Consider the following 16480-nt stretch of genomic DNA (forward strand, 5'->3'; position numbering starts at 1 on the left):
GGTCTGAGGAAGGCGCGGAAGCCCCAGATCGACCACGTGAACCAGCTGGGGTCAGCTGGAAGGGAGGTCCCGTCGCGCCTGACCGGCGCAGACGGAAGGAGCTGTCCATGCATCCCCTCGCAATCCTCGGCGCCGCTACCGGCAAGCTGGCTCACTACACGGTGTCCGGCGTGGTGGGCGCGCTGATCATCAAGAACCTTCCGGCCGCCAAGCCTGCCGCCCGCAAGGCGCTCATCAGCGGCCTGGCAGGTGGGATCGTCGCCAGCCGATGGCTGGCCGAGGCCACCGAGGAGGCCCGCCTCAAGGCCGGTGACATGCTGGCCGAGGCCCGCTCTTCCCTCGGCGAGGAGGTGCCACCGCCCTCCGCGGTCAAGGTCGAGAACCACGATCACGGACACGAGCACTGATCATGACGGCGACCGTGCTGGTGCGCTCCGTGGCCTCGGGCCGGGCGCGCCTGACCGTTCCGTGGCTGCGTGACCGCCCCGGCTGTGCGGGACTCGTCGATGACCGCCTCACCGGGATCAGCGGCTTCCGCGCCCTGCGGATCTTCCCGCGCACCGGCAGTGTCGTGATCTGGGTCGCTCCAGATCAGCTGGACGTCGACCGCCTCGTCACAGCCCTAGAGGAAGCCCCGCCAGCCGCCGTGGTGGCGGCCAAGCCCTCCCGCTCCCTGCCCGACTCCTCTACCGGGGAGGTCGCCCGCCTGGTGGTCGGCGGAGCCGTCCTAGCCCTCGTAGCCCTGCGCCGCCTACTCGGCCGGCCCCGGCTCACCCTCGGCTCCTCTGGCTTCCTCGGAGCCATCACGATCTTCACCGGTCTGCCCTTCTTCCGCGGCGCCCTACGCACCCTGCGCGGCCGCAGCAGCCCCGGAACGGACACCCTGGTCACCGCCGCCACCGTCATCTCGCTCGTGCTGCGCGAGAACGTGGTCGCCCTGACCGTCCTGTGGCTGCTGAACATCGGCGAATTCCTGCAGACCCTCACCCTGCGCCGCACCCGCCGCGCCATCGAGGACCTGCTCACCATCGGCGAGGAGCGGGTCTGGCTCGTGCGCGGGAGTGGAGGTCGAGGTGGCGCTGGAGGACCTGGAGCCCGCCGACGTGGTCGCCGTGTACGAACACCACCGCATCCCGGTCGACGGGCACGTGCTCTCGGGCGAGGCGCTGGTGGACCAGGCAGCCGTCACCGGCGAGGCCCTGCCCGTCTACGCCCGCGAAGGCGCCCACGTCTACGCCGGCACCATCGTCACCTCCGGATCGCTCACCGTCCGCGCGGACTCCGTCGGCCGGGACACCACGGTCGGCCGGATCATCAGCCGGGTCGAGGAGGCCCAGTCCGACCGGGCCCCGATCCAGACCCTGGCCACCCGCTTCACCCAGCGCTTCGTCCCGGTCTCCTTCGCGCTGGCCGCGCTGACGTACGTAGTCACGCGGGATGCCCGCCGCGCGATGACCATGCTGCTGATCGCCTGCCCGTGCGCCGCCGGGCTGGCCACACCGACCGCCATCAGCGCCGCCATCGGCAACGGCGCCCGCCGCGGCACCCTCATCAAGGGCGGCACCCACCTGGAGGGCATCGGCCGGGTCACCGCCGTGGTCTTCGACAAGACCGGCACGCTCACCTTCGGCAAGCCCCTGGTCACCAGCGTCGTCACCCTCAGCGAGGACGTCACGGCCGACGAGGTGCTCAGCCTGGCCGCCTCCGGTGAATTGCACGCCCGCCACCCGCTCGCCCAGGCCATCGTGGCTCGAACCGAGGAACAGCACCTGCACATCCCCATCCACCAGGCGTGCGAAGTCGTCCTCGGCATGGGCATGCGCGCGGAACTCGACGGCACCCGGCTGCTCGTCGGCAGCCCCGCACTGCTGCGCCAGCACGGCGTCGGACTGACCGAGGAGGCCCAGGGCTGGACCGACCGCCTGCGGGCCGGCGGCGAGACCGTCATCTGCCTCGCCCACGACCAGGACCTGATCGGCATGCTCGGCGTGTCCGACGCCGTACGGGCCGGAGCCGAAACCGTCATCCAACAGCTGCGCGGCCTCGGCGTGTCCCGCCTCATCCTCCTCACGGGCGACGCGCCGGAGACCGCCCAGGTCGTCGCCGACGCCCTAGGCATCACCGAAGTGCACGCGCACGCCCTGCCAGAGGCCAAACTCCAGGTGATCCGCGACCTCCAGACCGAGGGCCACACCGTCGCCATGGTCGGCGACGGCACCAACGACGCACCCGCCCTCGCCCTCGCTGACATCGGCATCACCATGGGCGAACACTCCTCCCACGTCGCCCTCGAAACCGCCGACATTGCCCTCGCAGGCAACGACCTGCGCCAGGTCGCCGCCGTCGTCGAACTCAGCCGCCACACCCTGCGCGTCGTACGGCAGAACTACGGCCTCGCCATCGGCGTCAACCTGCTCGGCCTGGTGGCCGGCGCCGGCGGCTCCATGAACCCCGTACTCGCGGCCCTCCTCCACAACACCAGCAGCATCGCCGTCGTCGGCAACTCGGCCCGCTTGGTCAACCACACCCCGCACCTGCCGCGCGTCGGCGACGAAAGACTCCGGCGGGCACCAATGGAGGAACACCGGGTCCGTTGACGCCTGGCCCCGCACCAGACAGCCAAGGAGCGGATCGGGGATGACCGTCCAGCCGCCCCAGCCAACGAGAGCTCCTCGTCGGTACAAATTCAACGGCGGATGACGTCGGTTGAAGGCCGTCCAGGCGCGCAGGGCCCTGGTTGTCCGTGCCACCGGCCGGGGCGGGGAAGTCGGGCTGCTTCCGGCGCCAGTCCACCACCGCGGCCCGCCCCACCCGAGCGGTCCGCCCCACATCCGCCAGCAGCACCCGGTCCTGGCCGACCGGTCGAGGGCGAGCGGGGAGCGGCGTCCCTGTCGGGCGGTGAAAGACCGCCGCCCTGCGGTGCGTCTACATGGCGATCATGTCCCCTTGCTGCGAGCGGGAGATGCAACCACGTCGCCCTGCTCGGAGCCGGGCGGGCTCGCAACCAGAATCGGATGCTGCGGCGTTCCCCCAGCAGGACACCGTCTGTGCAGGGACGTGTCCGTCATGACCCGCCCATCGAGCACTCCGGACGCCCGGTCGCACACCGCGCGCCACGCCATGTGGACGGCGCGCGCCCCCGCCCCGGACCCACCACCATCGGGGGCGATCTGAGGGGTCGCTCGTCGGCGGCCGGGCAAGCCCGACAAAGGGCCACCACCCTCCATGGCCCGGCGGTGGCGGCCCTCTCCGATCAACTCAACACGGTACGGCTACGGCGGTGGGCGTGACTCTACTCCGTAGCTCCGCAGCCGGCCGCAATGCCCAGCAGTCGTTACTGCTCCGCCTCACGCCAGCGCCCGTGGCAGGCCGGACTGGAGGCGCCGCCGCGGAAGCGCCGACGGGCGGGCGTGGTTCGTGACGGCGGCCTACGCCGGCCCGGAGGAGGGAGGCGGGTGCAGGCCGGGACGGTTCGGCAGGCGGCTGGCTGGTGGCGGTGACGGCCCCCTCGAACAGGAGCAAGGCGGATCAGAACAGCCTCGTCGCGGTCAACTACGCGCCGTACCGGCACAGCGCCTCCGGCGGCGACGGTTGCCACTCGGCTGTCCATCAGCGTCTTCGCCCCTGCACACCACCAGCACCGCGCGCGACGTCCCGCTCAAGCTGCCCGGGTGCACGTCCGAGAAGTCCTCGTCCCCCCGTGGCGGACCAGCAGACCGGCGGCGGCGAGGTGGCCGACCGCCACCGCGGTCACCCGCTGCCGGCACCGCGGCAGAGGTACCCCCAGGGCCTCCGTCAGCCGGTCCGCCGCCGCCACCCAGCACCGATGCCCGCTCATCCCCGACCGCCCGGGCGTACCCGCGTCGGCGCGGCCCGCCCCCGCTCTGCGGCGGCCCGGGCCGCCGTGCCACGCCGGAGGGACCGTCCGCGAACGGGAGGCCGGGAGGGGCGATCAGGGCGCCGGGCGGTCGTGCGGGTGGGAGACCCCTGATATTCAAGTACGGCTGACAGGTGATCATGGATGGGTGAAGGCGCGATGACATTTCGAACGATGCGTGCTGCGGCCGTGGGATTCACGCTGGATGGCTCTGGCGGGCTGCTCGGACGACGGGACTGGCGGTGACGGCAAGAGCGCCGGCGGCAGCCGCGCTGTCGACGCCCCGTTCAACCCCTCTCAGCTGGCCCAAGCCATCCCCAGCGAACTCGCCGCCCCGAAGGGCTGGAATACCCGTTCGCCACTGGTCCAGGAGGGCAGCAAAGCGCAGAAGTTCTGCCAGCAGGCGTCCCGTTTCAGCTGTGCCGGACTCAGCTCCATTGGGAACGGCCGGTATAGCATCGACGGCAGCAGTGAGAGGTTCGAGCCCCGTCGCCCTCGATGATCTCGCCCTGTAGGCCCGTGAACCCACCATTTTGCCGTCAAGGGGCACGTCGGGGCAGCGTCGCCCTGCGCTCCACCCCGCCGTGACCGCATACACGTCCCGGTCGAGAGCGAGCCAGGCCCCGCCGCTGGAGCACCGTCGGTGCGCGGACGGTTCGTCGTGTCCGGCAGCGGGCCCGGCCGCTCGGGTCTACGGGTTGCAGTTCGACGGTGTCGGGGCGGCCGACGGCTGCGTCGTCTTTGCGGACGTAGTCCACGCATCCGGCTGACCTTGGTCGTTCGCGGTTCGCACCCCCGAGCTGCCAAGAGGCCCTGCCTTCATGCACCCGATCCCAGAAGATCACCCCACCAGGAACCGTGCTCGACCTGCAGGTCCCGAGGGAGCTCGAGATGAGACCACCGTGCACGCGGTGAACCGCGGATGGCATCCGCTAATCGGGGATCAGTACCAGGCTGTGCAGGCGATGTTGTATCCCCACTGGGGATTGCCGTAGGGGTTGTTAAGCCATTCGCTCGCTCCGCATACCCGGTACCAGACTCCTCCGTCGTTGTATTTCTCGGGCAGTTGGTTCGTCCCGTTCACGTAGCGCCGGTCAACGAAGGATTCCCACGTCTTGCCACCGTTGTATGAGCGGTCGTAGTAGAACGCGGACGTTCCGTTCGGCGCATTGATGTATCCGGTGACGTAGTGGTGACCGTCGGCCTTCATGTAGCGGTGAATCTTCACCACGTTCCAGCCGGCGGGCCTCCACCAGGATTCGTTCCACACGTCTTCAGTGACGCTCTGCTCGGCTGCTGCCGCGCTGACGCTCGACGGGCCGATCACGGCGATTCCGGCCGTCAGGACGAGCGCCATGACCGAAGCGATCTTCCGCATGTCTTCCCTCTCTGCCACCTTTGACCAACCGTGCTGCGGACATGACAGCATCGGCGGAAGTTCTGACAGGCCGAGAGTGGGCGAATCGGCCGGAAGCGCGTCCAGGATGGCGGGAAGTTCCCAGAGAAGGTGCGCGAACGTCCTTAACCGAGCGATCTGTCCGATGCTCCTGGGAGGGGAATTCGTCGGGCGTCCGGCGGTGCCACTAGCCTTCGAGATGCCCGCCCCGGCCCCCAGTATGGCCGGGGCGACAACAGCGCCGCACCGCAGCCTGCTGGCAGGTGAACGAGGAACAGCGCCACGTGATCGACCGAATCACCGAAAGACTCAGTACCGCCCGCACGGCAGCGGGCCCCGCCACAGTCCTGCAAGCCGTTCGGGGCGTCTACCTGACAGAACGGCGAGCCAGGAGATCCTCGAGCAGGACGGCGCCGTTGGCGAATCGACGACCATGCCCATTGAGGAACCCGCGGGGCGACAGGCGACTTGAGCAGCTGGATCCAGCAGTCCGAAAGCTCACCCTCGCCCCTGGGCGAACTCGCACGTTTGGCCGGGGCAGACGCGTCGTGGCCAGAAGGGCCCACCGCCTCCATGCCTACACCGGGCAGCTCGAAGACAGCGAGGCCGGCACGGCCACGCTCGCAGCACTGACCGACGCATGGGTGCGCCGCACCTCTCACTCGCGGGATCAGTAGCGGACGAGATTCCGGTCCAGGCGCGGGCGCTGCTGGACCGGCTGACGGTCCTACAGCGTGACGTGCTCCCCGGCACCAGGACACGGGACGGCGCCGCCGCAGGCGTGCCGCGTCCACACACGGAAGCCGCCGGGCGGATCGCTTACGCGCTCGGTGGTGTCGTGCGCAGGCCTTCCAAGAGGGCGGCGAGGTAGCGGTGTGCGGTGTCGACCTGGTCGGCGGCGGTGCCGCCGTGGACGCTCACGGCGTGGGCGATGCCGCACATGAGCGGGACGAGGTCGGCGGCGGCGAGGTCGGGGCGGACAACTCCGGCCTCGCGGGCCCGGGCGAGGAGTGTGGCGCCTGCCGACGTGAGTGACTTCTTGAGTTCTGTGGTGCGCGGGAGGGCGTCCGTGGCCGCGGCGGCGACCGGGGGCAGGGCGGCGTCGGTGACCTGCGCCGCGATGGTGTGGAAGAGGAAGCCCGTGAGGCTGCGCCAGGGGTCGGCGTCGGTCATCGCCTGCTGGCCGTGGGCGGCCAGGGCCTCCAGGCAGGGGGTGGCGACGGTCTCCAGCAGCGCCTCGGGCGTGGCGAAGTGCCGGTAGACGGTGCCGACCCCTAGTCCCGCCCGACGTGCGACGTCGTTGAGCTGTAGTGGTGTGCCCTCGTCGACCAGGTTGCGGGCGACGGAGACGATCTGTTCCCGGTTGCGGGCTGCGTCCTTGCGTAGCGGCGTCGGCATGGGGCCATGCTAATCGGATGGCTCATCCGGATGCTTCGGTCGCCCGCCTCGTGCCCGCTTCTCCGCACGTGGGACGCTCAGGTGAGGGCAAGCGGCGCGTGTCGTTCGCTGAGTCGGCGTACGGCTTCGGCGACGCGGGGGTCAGTCGCGGCACGGTACGGGGCGACTGGGTGTGCCCGGGCGCCGATGACGATGCCGGTCCGGCGGGTCAGTGCGTCGTCGGTGGCGGCCGCGATGGAGGGCTTGGCCGCCGCGGACGCCGGACCCGAAGTCGAGCGTTCGAATGTGCGGCGCACCAGCGGCCACAGCAGCCGCAGGGCGGGCGAGACGATCTTCGGGTCGGCCATGGTGCCGTTGGTCATGTCGGTCGCGGCCCCTCCGGGATCGGCGGCGAAGACCGACACGCCCGTGCCGTCCAGCCGGGCTGCCAGGTCCAACGTGTAGGCCAGGTTGGCGAGCTTGGCGCGACCGTACCAGTGGAAGCCGTAGTAGCCGCCCGGCGGCTCGACGGCGTCGAACACTCGCCTGGCTACGGCGACCGCACCCGACGTCACGTTCACGATCCGGCTCGGCGCGCCGGCCGTGAGTGTGGGCAGCAGCAGTTCGGTCAGCAGGTAGGGCGAGAGGTGGTTGACGACGAACGACGCCTCCAGGCCGTCGAAGGTCTGGCGCTCGGCGAACATCGCCCCGACGTTGTTGACCAGAACCGTCAGCGGTTCCCCCGAGGCGGCGTGGTCGGCAGCGATCCTGTGGGCGAGCGCACGGACCTGGTCGAGCGAGGCGAGGTCGGCGGACAGGAACCGGGCCGCGCGTGCCGGGTCCGTCGCATTGATCCGCTCGATGGCCTTGGCTCCGCGTTCGGCGTCGCGGCCGACCACCGTGACCGCGAAGCCGGCGGCGGCAAGCCCCAGAGCCGTCTCCAGGCCGATGCCCCCTGTTCCTGCCGTGACCACAGCTGTGTTCCTCATGCGCTCCTCCACCCTGCCATCAATCGGATAGGTCATCCACTTGTTGGGACGTTATCACATCCGGATGAACCATCCGGTTGAGCTTTCCAGCGGCAGCGGTGGCCAGCCGGTCGGCAGGAGTCGATCCATGGGGAACTGGCATGACGTGCGTCCTGAGGACCACGTGACCGTCAATACAGGGTCCGGCGCGCTCGCCACCACGGTCTCGCGACCCAACAGGGCACGGCCGGTGAGGAGTTGGCGGAGCGGGACCGGGCCGCCGTGGCCAGACGCGGGGACCGGCGAGGACGGCGTCCCGCCGGGTTTGGCCGTCAACCACGCCCCTGGCTCGCCCTACCGGCCGCCCCCTCTGCCCTCGTCCGGGCGCAGGCCCCCGCTGATGCGCGGGCACGGCTGGTCGGCCGGGGTGGCCGGGGCAGCCACGGCGGCCGCTCGGGCGCGGCCGCGGAGATGGCGGTGGAGCGGGATCGGGCCGCCGCGGCCCTCACGGCATTGGGCAGCACACGTGTGGGAAGGGTTCAGTGGCCGCCAGGTACCACTGCGCCGACGGCGAGAACGGCGATCACGTCGGTAACCGGTTCGAGAGCGCCCTGTTCATGCTGATCGGCGATCTGCACGACTCCGACACCACCTTCGTCGTCATCCAGCCCGGCCAAGACGGCCCTGCCTGGTTTGCCTCCGTCTCAGTCCTGGACGAGGGCGGATACGAGGTCGTACGCCGCGAGACCACCCCCGCGAACACGACGTGACCGTCGACCAGCACCGACCGCACGTCCACTGTGCGCCTTCCGCCTGCGAGGCGCCGAAGGCGCAAGGCGCGTGACGGCCTTGCCAGGCATTCGATCTACCTACTTGTCCGTCGCCCATACGCACCCCTTGCCGTCAGCGTTGCCGCCGGCACGCAGTGCCACCGGCATGTCGAGGAGCGCACGGGCCCGGGTGGGCCACGCAGCGCACGGTCGCAATCTGGGCGCATGACGCATCGGTGCGGGACGAAAGGTGCTCCATGAACATCGGAGTCATCGGCGGTACCGGCCGGATCGGGTCGCAGGTCGTGAAGAAACTGAACGCAGCCGGGCACGAGGCCGTGCCGCACTCGCTTTCCACAGGTGTCGACGTAATCACGGGCCAGGGCGTCGCGGAGGCAGTGGCCAGCGCCGACGTGGTCGTCAACCTGACGAATTGCCCGACCTTCGACGAGGCGTCCCCGGCGTTCTTCCAGACCTCGATGGACAACCTCCTGGCCGCTGGCAGCAAAGGCGGGGTGGGGCACGTCGTCATGGGCCCCCTCTGAATGGCACCCTCGACGTCGCCGGGCCCGACGTTTTCCCACTCGACGAACTCGGCCGGATCACCTTGAGTGCCCACCCCGACGGCCGGACGGTCGTCACCGACGACACCGCCGGCTTGTTCGCCGCCGTCCACGACGATGCCCTCACCGCCAAGGGCGACGCCCGCATCGCCCCCACCCACTACAGCGACTGGCTCTCCTGAACCGCCCAGCCCGCCCGCCCGCCCACCACCGAGGACCTGACTACCGAACAATGAGCCGACAGCAGACGGCGCCGAGAGCCAACCGCGCTCAGAAGCAGGGGAGACGGCAGTGACTGTGCTGCAGTCGGTGAAACCGTCGTCCTTCCGGATGGGCGGAGGCGATGACGGTCCCCATCGAGTTCCCTCCCGGCGACCCAATCCCTCGGTGACGGCCGGCGTGCTGGCCGGGGCGGTGGGAACGGTGTAATCCTGCCAGTGGCCCCGCCGCCGGGCTGCCCCGGACGCGGGCGCGGTCGGTGAGGACGCACCGTTGTCGATGTCTGCGAGGGGAGCCGTTCATGACCACGGCGAAAGACCTGTTCATCATCGCCATGGACCTTAAGCATTCCGTGGGACAGGGAGACCTGTCCCTCGCACTCGCGGGAGCCGAGCTGATCGATCTGATCGGTGCGGGAGCGGTCGCCGTGGACGGCGACCGCATTGTGCCGGTTGGGCGACCGCCGCTGGACGACCGATTCCTGGGCGAGGCTGCGGCAGCTCTTGCTCGGCAGGCGCCCTACGAGCGGATCGAGGACTGGCTGTGGCGCCGGGGCCGAGACCTCTCGGCCGCGTACCAGGTCGCCCTAGTGGAGGAGGGTGAACTGAAGCCGCAGCGAAGCAGTCGGTTGTCCTTCGGCTCAAAAAGCTTGGAGCCGGTCGATACGCCTGCGCGCCGCCGCGCAGCCGACCGCTGGAAAGAGATGGAACCCGTCCTGACCGCCCTTGCCGCAGTCGTGGGCATTGACGACGAACGATCCTCCGACGACATCGACCTCGATGGCGAGGCAGTGACGATCGTGGTGGCCGCCGTGCACGACGCGGTGATGGAGCTGGAGGCCGTACGCCAGAGGCGGACCATCGAGAACGCGGCCTTCGCCAACCTCTGGCGCGGACCGTAGGCCGAGCCTGCTTCCAGGAGCTGATCGAGTCCGGTGCCGACGATGAGCGGCCACACGGCCGCCCAGCGATGCTACGCATGCGTTCTCCGTCTCCCGCGCCGAGCAGCGCACCCGCTTCGCGATCGGGCAGGTCGATCCCGTGCGGCAGTGGAAGTTTCTCCCCCACAGACCGGGCCTCACCGGACCGGTGGGACGCCTGCAGCGAAACGAAGGTCACGACGTTCCGGGCAACCGACACCGACCACGCGCCGTAGACGGTGGTCAAGAGCAACGACAAACGGCCGGACCGGCTGGAGGCGATCCGCAGCCCGGTGTTTTCGCATCGACTACGACCGCAAGAACGAAGCGGCCGCGGGCTGGCCGATCCCCTCATCGTCGGCGCCGCCGACTGGAAGCCGGCGAAGAACCCACCGACCTCTCACCCACCCCGCTCGTCCGCCTGCCCCTCGGCCCCGCCTCCACCCCCACCCCCTCCCCTCGACTCCGGTTAGCACTGGTATCCCGCAGACGGGCCGACGGGCGCATCGGGGTGAACCGACTTCACTGCTCATGATCGGCGGCTTCGCCGTGGGTGTTGCCGGCGAATCGGTCGGCGAGCATGCGCAGGGCGTTTTCCGACGGTGATCCGGGGTCGATGGTGTACAGGCCGAGAGTTTGATCGGGGTCGCCGACGGGGGCGAGGGCTTCGCCGGCGCATGACGGCGAAGGGTTCCGGGGCGATCGTGAACGTGTCCTCCGGCGCCGGACTGATCGGAGTCCCCGGCTTCTCCGGCTACGTGGCCACCACGGCAACCACGGCCACCACCACCGCCGAGATCGTCACGACCAAGAGCACAGCCCTCGAAAGCCGCACCCCACGGCATACGCATCAATGCCGTCTGCCCCAGCCTGGTCGACACACCTGTTCGAGCGGGCCGTCACCGCGACCAGGCTTGTCGAGGCGTTCTGGTCGTTGGCGTAGGCATCCCGACGTGCCGCTGTCCAGGCGGAAGCTCCAGTTGGCGGGGAGCGTCATTCGAAGAGTGCGGTCTCCCTGGCTTCCGAAGCACCTGACAACAGGGGCAGGCTGACGTCAACTGTTGTCGCAGCGCCATCGATACCCACGCCACGTCGAGGCAGGCCATTTCCTCGTCGCGGAAGCCGGGCCGCGGCTGGCCCAGAAGGTCCGCCCCTTCCACGCACCGCTCGTCGTCGTGGAGTGCGAGACAGTACACGGCCACAAGCTGGACCCGGCGCTCCGGGTGGTCAAGGAGAGCCGCCATGGCGTCGGTCAGCGCGGGATCACCGTTCCCGGCCTCGCCGGCCTTGCGGCAGGCCGCGATCCGTACGTCTGTATCAGGGTCGGTCATCAGCGTCAGTAGTGCCTCACGAGCCTCGTCGGACAGGTACGTGGAGTCCACGCGCGTGCCGAGCCCGGCGGCCGCCGCTTGCCGGACGCCAGCGTCGTGGTGGCCGGCGTGCGCCAGGAGGGCCGCTTCGGCACGCGGTCCGGCGTACGAATCAAGTCCGTACAGCACCGTTGCGAGGACAGCGGTGTCCGTCTCCTCGGCCGACCAGTCGGTGAGGGCGTCCACGGCGAGGACGCAGCACTCTTCCTCGTGGCTGTCAGCGAAGAGCTCGATCAACCGCATCAGCTCGGCACCGAACAACCGGCGGGACGGGTCCGCATCAGCGCGCAAGGTCTCGGCGGCCGTCCAGGTCTCCTGCTCACGTCGGTGAGACAGCACGATCGCGGCCCGTCCCCACACTGTGTGGCCCTGGTCGCGGTCCAGAGCGCGTGCGATGAGCTCCTCGCACGAGGCACGGATGCCGAGCAGTTCCTCCAGGTCCGTGAGGATCGCCCCGTGCCCGTCCCGCACGGTCATTCCGCCGACAGTGAGTTCGCCGACTGTGTAGTACTCATCGTCCTGGACCCTGGTACAGACAAGATCCTCCTGGGAGCCGGTGCGGCGCCGCAGTTCGGCTTCGGCCCCCGCCTCGTGCCATCTGCGCGCGAGATCCCGCATCTCCAGAAGCTCGGACGCCGGGTACCTGTCCCGGATGCTGCTGCTCAGCAGGGCCTCGACCAACGCGGGCGAACCCGAATCAACCGCCTCGCGCAGGGACAGCAGCTCGACCCAGCACACCGACACGAGCTACAGCCAGCACAGCTAAGGCTTCGGTCACCAGGAGCACCGGGCTCCTCTGCCGCAGGTGCATGGCAGCCCTCAGCGGCGTTCCCGGAACGGAGCGGCCGCCGATCCCGCTCAGACCTCGTATCCGACGACTGGTGTGTCTGTCCACGCCTACGGCAAAGCGTCCGCCTTGCCGATGAGTTCTGCTGGGGTGGTGTCAACGCGTTCCGGAAAGAAGCACGGAAAGCAATGGAGACACCCCCCAGCCAACGATGAACCCTTCCACCAAGCCCGGCCGTCATCGGCTCTGCTTCCAAAACAGCACGCTGGATAGGCTCAAGATCACCGCCGTACCCCCTCACCGCAGTCGCTGAGCCTCTTCGGCGTTGCCTCTCCAGGGTGAGGTCGGCCTTTGTCTGCGGGCGGCGGTCAGGTCGTGGGTGCGGCCCGGTAGGGCGGGCGAGATCCACAGCGCTTCACCGGCGGAGTCGGTGACGGCATGGACGTTCACGCCGTGCCGGCGGTGCTTGGCGGAGTAGTCGGCACGGCCGTCGCCGACGCCGTCCCACTCAACGAGTGTCCCGTCCAGCAGGACGACGTCCGGATCGTGCTCGCGCAGCGTTTTGAGAAGGCCCGGGGCGAAGCCGGCCGCGATGCGGGAGAGGGCGTCGTGGCGGCGCAGGTACACAAGAGCGACGAGCGCACGCCGGTGCGGTGGGAGTTTGCACCGTCGGTCACCCCCACGGGTGATGGTCAGCACCCTGCCGCACTCGACCAGGGCGTGCGGGAGGTCGAGTGCGGCAGGATACCGAACCAACAGGCTCTTGTGCCGATGGGTTGCGACTTGCCGTCGGGTCAGGCGCCGGCACGCCCCAAAGAGCAGGGGGTGGGCCCGGAGTGGGGTCCGGCGGGTCCATAGGGTGGGCCCATGTCTGCCACGTTGAGTTCCACGAAAGCCGCTGCCGCGCTGCGCACAGCGGCTCGCGTGTCCGCCGAGTCGTTGCTGGTCCTGCTGATAGCCGGGGTGACCCTGTGGATCGTGGGTCGCATGTGGTCGGTCGTCTGGCCGCTCATCGTCGGGCTGCTTCTCACGACCCTGACCTGGCCGCTGACTCGCTTCCTGCGGCGGCACGGCTGGCCTCCCGCCTTGGCGGCAGGGGTCGTAACGGTCTCGTTCATGCTGGTCGTCGCCGGCATCATCGCGCTCATTGCGATGCCGGTCGCTTCCCAGTCCGGGGAGCTTTCCAAGGGCGTGGTCGAGGGAATCCAGCGACTGCGTGAGTGGGCGGCCGGGCCGCCGCTGAACATCGGCGACGACGAGATCTCCGGCGCCTTCGATACGGCTATGGCCCGCGTCCAGAACAGCATCGGCAGCATGGCCGCCGCGGTCGCGACCGGCGTGAGCACGGTGCTCAACGGCGTGGTCACGGCCTTCCTTGCCCTCTTCCTGATGTTCTTCTTCCTGAAGGACGGGCCCCGGTTCGTTCCGTGGCTCAGCCGCCAGCTCCCCGGGCGACTCGCCGTCGACGTCCCGATCGTGGCGGAGCGGAGCTGGGACACCCTGGGAGCGTTCGTGCGCAGCCAGGCCTTCGTCGGTCTCCTAGACGCCGTGTTCATCGGCCTGGGTCTGTGGATTCTCGACGTCCCCTTGGTCCTTCCCCTCGCAGTGCTGACCTTCGTCTCCGCGTTCGTGCCGATCGTGGGCGCCCTGTTCGCCGGCTTGGTCGCGGTTCTCATCGCACTGGTGTCGAACGGCGTCACTGACGCGCTGATCGTTCTGGCAATCATCGTCGTGGTGCAGCAGTTGGAGGGAAACGTATTCCAGCCCATGATCCAGAGCCGCGGACTCGGTCTGCACGCCGCCGTCGTCCTGCTGGCCGTGACTCTCGGCGGCAGTCTGGCCGGCATCGTGGGCAGTCTGCTCGCCGTCCCGTTGGCCGCGCTCATCGCGGTGTTCTGGAACTACCTGCGTGAGCAGCTCGGCGACGAAAGGCCGGAACCGGACCCCGACGAGGCGCACACCGCCGTCCCCGTCACGTCGTGACCCGCCGGTGGGCCGCCCGCTGAGGGCCGTGTCTATGTGGCCATGGGTCGTTGGGCTCGTCATGGGGCGGGGTATGTGGAGTTGGATCGTTCCGAGCGGGCTGTGGGAGATCACGAAGCCGCTAGTCCCGCCGTCGAAGGTCCGCCCGCAGGGCGGCGGCACGCAGGACACGCCTGATCAGACGCTGTTCGCGGCGATCATCTATGTGCTGGTCAGGGGCTCGGCCTAGCGGGCCCTGCCACCCTGCTTCGGGATATCGAAGTCCACGGCCCGCCGCCGGTTCCTGATCTGGTCGAGGGCGGGGGTCCGGGGTCTGCTCCACGAGGAGATCCTGTATCGGCTCGACGACTCCGGGCTCCTCGATCTGTCCCGAGCCGTGCTCAACCCCGCCCACATACGCGCGAAAATGGTGCCCTCATGGTCTTCGTCAAGCCGCGACGGGGCTGGGGCCTCGTAGAAGGTGCCGTCGCGGAGCACGGCGAAGAGCACGTCGATGCGCCGTCGGGCGAGGGACGAAAGAGCTGTCACAGGGTGCTTCCCCTCGCGACGCTTTCTGTCGTAGTAGGCCCGTGGACCGCAATCGCCACGCCGACCAGGACGATGTCCTGGTCGGCGGCGCGGTCCATTCGCAGCCGGCTGAGGTCGTCGAGGATCAGCATGCGTGCCGTCCACGGCGAGCGCTGCGGCGACCTGGGCGCTTGGCCCCGCTGAGCGTCCTGTGCCGCCCTCCTGCGAAGATCACGGAGGGACCGCACGGGTTCCTGTTCTAGGGGAGGCGACCATGACCGCACGGATTAGCTCCTTCGCCGATGACGCGGCGCGGACGCGCATACTGGCGGCCTACGACCGGGCCATGGCCTACTGGCCCGAGCCGCGCGAGGAGCACGACGTACCCACCCGTTTCGGAAGGACACGGGTCCACGTCTACGGTGCGGGCGAGCGGACTCCGGTCGTACTGCTGCACGGGCAGAGCGCGACCCCCGCCGAATGGGCCCCCCATGTCGAGCCTTTGGCCAGGGCAGGCCGACGCGTACTGGCGGTCGACCGTGTGGGCGAGCCCGGTTACAGCTCGCAGAGCCTTCCGATCGGCAGCGCCGACGACACGGCTGCCTGGCTGGAGGCGACCCTTGCCGGACTCGGTCTGGAGCGCGTTCACCTGGTCGGGCATTCGTACGGCGGCTGGGTGGCCCTCCAGCAGGCCGTACTCGTCCCGGAGCGGATCGCGTCGGTGGCCGTGTACGACCCGCCCCGGGCCCTCGCCCCACTCAAGCCGGGCTTTCTGCTGGGCGCCGTCGCCGCTGCCGTCAGCGGCTCCGACAGCTTCCAGCGCCGCTGGTTCACCCGCCTCATCGGTGAGACCGGCGTGACCGCGGAGGAGGCCGAGGCGGGGATGCGGCTGTCGCTGGACGCGATCAACGGCTTCCGCATCAGGCTGCCTCAGCCGCAGCGCATGAGCGATGAGGAACTGGCCTCGATCAAGGTGCCCACTCTCGTACTGCTCGGCGGGGCCGACCGGGTCATGGACTCCCACCGTGCCGAGGCCCGCGCGCAACACCTCATCCCCGACATACGGACCGAGGTCGTGCCCGGTGCGGGACACGGCATCCCGGTCGAGATCTTCAACGACCGGGTGCCGGACTTCCTCCACGAAGTGGAGCGGTCCGTCCGGCCCTGACCCCATGCCGATCCCCGGCACCGTTCCGCCGTGACCACCACGTCCGTCCGCCCTTGGGCGTCCAGCCGCTTGAGGCGCCCAACGGCCGGGCCCTCGGTGAAGAGGGACGGCAAGGCGCATGAGGGTTCCAGCGCGGCCTGGCAGCTCTGGCCCAGTGGGTGGAGCGGTAAGGCACGGGGCGGCCGGTGCCGCTCGCGGCCACGGCGAAGAAATCGCCGTCGACAACGTCGCGGAGCGCGCCGCCGTGAAGCTCGGCGTACGGGTCCGCAACCCCAAGACCCGGTGGGACGGGCTCACCGCCGAGCAGCTCGCCGCTCTGCGCGAGCTAGGCATGGAGTGGGCATGACATAACCGCTGGCCGGTCGCTGAGCCGGACCGGCCGAGGGGGTGTTGCCGACGGCCTCCTTCGCTCCGGACAGTTCCCAGGCCCTGCAGTCGTTGCGGTTGCCGGGCACGAGTCAGGGTCGCGTCGCGTCCGGGCGGAGATGCGCCCTTCGGCTCAGGCCGCGGCCGTGGCGGGGGGCACCCCGCCGCCCGGGGGGCCCCCCGGCCCGCCCCGCGCCGGAGCGCGCGCCC

The 16480-nt window shown here is 69.8% G+C and carries 10 protein-coding genes and 7 pseudogenes; 10 read left to right on the plus strand and 7 right to left on the minus strand.

All coding sequences use genetic code 11. The annotated features are described in order from the left end of the window. Positions 1–107 precede the first annotated feature (107 nt). Both ACFV7Q_RS34550 and ACFV7Q_RS34555 read left to right on the plus strand, forming a co-directional pair. The gene (locus tag ACFV7Q_RS34550) at positions 108–407 is read left to right on the plus strand and encodes a DUF1490 family protein (RefSeq protein ID WP_385434809.1); all 300 of its coding nucleotides are present in this window, start codon (positions 108–110) and stop codon (positions 405–407) included. 666 nt (positions 408–1073) lie between these two features. After that, positions 1074–2597, plus strand: a complete 1524-nt coding sequence (locus tag ACFV7Q_RS34555; protein WP_385434811.1) for a heavy metal translocating P-type ATPase — start codon at positions 1074–1076, stop codon at positions 2595–2597. A gap of 2223 nt (positions 2598–4820) precedes the next feature. Here ACFV7Q_RS34555 and ACFV7Q_RS34560 read toward each other — a convergent pair. From ACFV7Q_RS34560 to ACFV7Q_RS34570, 3 genes are all read right to left on the minus strand, one after another. Further along, complete coding sequence (locus ACFV7Q_RS34560) at positions 4821–5255, minus strand: hypothetical protein (protein WP_385434813.1); 435 nt, start codon at positions 5253–5255, stop codon at positions 4821–4823. 837 nt (positions 5256–6092) lie between these two features. Then, positions 6093–6671 (minus strand): TetR/AcrR family transcriptional regulator, encoded by a 579-nt coding sequence (locus ACFV7Q_RS34565; protein WP_385434815.1) that lies wholly within the window; start codon positions 6669–6671, stop codon positions 6093–6095. Positions 6672–6748: 77 nt separating this feature from the next. Next, positions 6749–7639, minus strand: coding sequence for an SDR family NAD(P)-dependent oxidoreductase (locus ACFV7Q_RS34570; protein WP_385434817.1), 891 nt, complete (start codon positions 7637–7639; stop codon positions 6749–6751). A 521-nt stretch (positions 7640–8160) separates the two neighbouring features. Between ACFV7Q_RS34570 and ACFV7Q_RS34575 the strand changes: the two are divergent. The 4 genes and pseudogenes from ACFV7Q_RS34575 to ACFV7Q_RS34590 form a co-directional block, all read left to right on the plus strand. Beyond that, positions 8161–8462: pseudogene (locus ACFV7Q_RS34575) on the plus strand (hypothetical protein). Between the two features lie 183 nt (positions 8463–8645). Next, positions 8646–9133 (plus strand): annotated as a pseudogene (locus tag ACFV7Q_RS34580) (hypothetical protein). Positions 9134–9471: 338 nt separating this feature from the next. Continuing rightward, positions 9472–10071: a GPP34 family phosphoprotein gene (locus tag ACFV7Q_RS34585; protein WP_385434819.1), complete on the plus strand. Its 600-nt coding sequence runs from the start codon at positions 9472–9474 to the stop codon at positions 10069–10071. 82 nt (positions 10072–10153) lie between these two features. Further along, positions 10154–10624: pseudogene (locus ACFV7Q_RS34590) on the plus strand (polyphosphate kinase 2); the annotation flags it as partial. Between the two features lie 347 nt (positions 10625–10971). Here the strand turns inward: ACFV7Q_RS34590 and ACFV7Q_RS34595 are convergent. From ACFV7Q_RS34595 to ACFV7Q_RS34605, 3 pseudogenes are all read right to left on the minus strand, one after another. After that, positions 10972–11070, minus strand: a pseudogene (locus ACFV7Q_RS34595) (HNH endonuclease); the annotation flags it as partial. A 194-nt stretch (positions 11071–11264) separates the two neighbouring features. Further along, positions 11265–12077, minus strand: a pseudogene (locus ACFV7Q_RS34600) (HEAT repeat domain-containing protein); the annotation flags it as partial. A 517-nt stretch (positions 12078–12594) separates the two neighbouring features. Beyond that, a pseudogene (locus tag ACFV7Q_RS34605) lies at positions 12595–13002 on the minus strand (transposase); the annotation flags it as partial. 111 nt (positions 13003–13113) lie between these two features. On the opposite strand from ACFV7Q_RS34605, the gene ACFV7Q_RS34610 reads away from it, so the two are divergent. Together ACFV7Q_RS34610 and ACFV7Q_RS34615 are read left to right on the plus strand one after the other, a co-directional pair. Next, positions 13114–14229: an AI-2E family transporter gene (locus tag ACFV7Q_RS34610; protein WP_385434821.1), complete on the plus strand. Its 1116-nt coding sequence runs from the start codon at positions 13114–13116 to the stop codon at positions 14227–14229. 61 nt (positions 14230–14290) lie between these two features. Then, a pseudogene (locus ACFV7Q_RS34615) lies at positions 14291–14635 on the plus strand (transposase); the annotation flags it as partial. Between the two features lie 118 nt (positions 14636–14753). Here ACFV7Q_RS34615 and ACFV7Q_RS34620 read toward each other — a convergent pair. After that, complete coding sequence (locus tag ACFV7Q_RS34620; RefSeq protein ID WP_385434823.1) at positions 14754–14888, minus strand: hypothetical protein; 135 nt, start codon at positions 14886–14888, stop codon at positions 14754–14756. Between the two features lie 122 nt (positions 14889–15010). Between ACFV7Q_RS34620 and ACFV7Q_RS34625 the strand changes: the two genes are divergently transcribed. Beyond that, positions 15011–15904, plus strand: a complete 894-nt coding sequence (locus ACFV7Q_RS34625; RefSeq protein WP_385434825.1) for an alpha/beta fold hydrolase — start codon at positions 15011–15013, stop codon at positions 15902–15904. Between the two features lie 154 nt (positions 15905–16058). Continuing rightward, positions 16059–16250: a hypothetical protein gene (locus ACFV7Q_RS34630; protein ID WP_385434827.1), complete on the plus strand. Its 192-nt coding sequence runs from the start codon at positions 16059–16061 to the stop codon at positions 16248–16250. Positions 16251–16480 lie beyond the last annotated feature (230 nt).

This window comes from Streptomyces sp. NPDC059851, from assembly GCF_042732005.1.
In the GTDB taxonomy this organism is placed as follows: domain Bacteria; phylum Actinomycetota; class Actinomycetes; order Streptomycetales; family Streptomycetaceae; genus Streptomyces.

What these genes read in the sequence shown, in the direction of transcription:
- ACFV7Q_RS34560 (WP_385434813.1), bottom strand. Translation starts at nt 5,255, where the DNA reads ATGCGGAAGATCGCTTCGGTCATGGCGCTCGTCCTGACGGCCGGAATC.
- ACFV7Q_RS34565 (WP_385434815.1), bottom strand. Translation starts at nt 6,671, where the DNA reads ATGCCGACGCCGCTACGCAAGGACGCAGCCCGCAACCGGGAACAGATC.
- ACFV7Q_RS34570 (WP_385434817.1), bottom strand. Translation starts at nt 7,639, where the DNA reads ATGAGGAACACAGCTGTGGTCACGGCAGGAACAGGGGGCATCGGCCTG.
- ACFV7Q_RS34620 (WP_385434823.1), bottom strand. Translation starts at nt 14,888, where the DNA reads ATGCTGATCCTCGACGACCTCAGCCGGCTGCGAATGGACCGCGCCGCC.
- ACFV7Q_RS34625 (WP_385434825.1), top strand. Translation starts at nt 15,011, where the DNA reads ATGACCGCACGGATTAGCTCCTTCGCCGATGACGCGGCGCGGACGCGC.
- ACFV7Q_RS34585 (WP_385434819.1), top strand. Translation starts at nt 9,472, where the DNA reads ATGACCACGGCGAAAGACCTGTTCATCATCGCCATGGACCTTAAGCAT.
- ACFV7Q_RS34610 (WP_385434821.1), top strand. Translation starts at nt 13,114, where the DNA reads ATGTCTGCCACGTTGAGTTCCACGAAAGCCGCTGCCGCGCTGCGCACA.
- ACFV7Q_RS34550 (WP_385434809.1), top strand. Translation starts at nt 108, where the DNA reads ATGCATCCCCTCGCAATCCTCGGCGCCGCTACCGGCAAGCTGGCTCAC.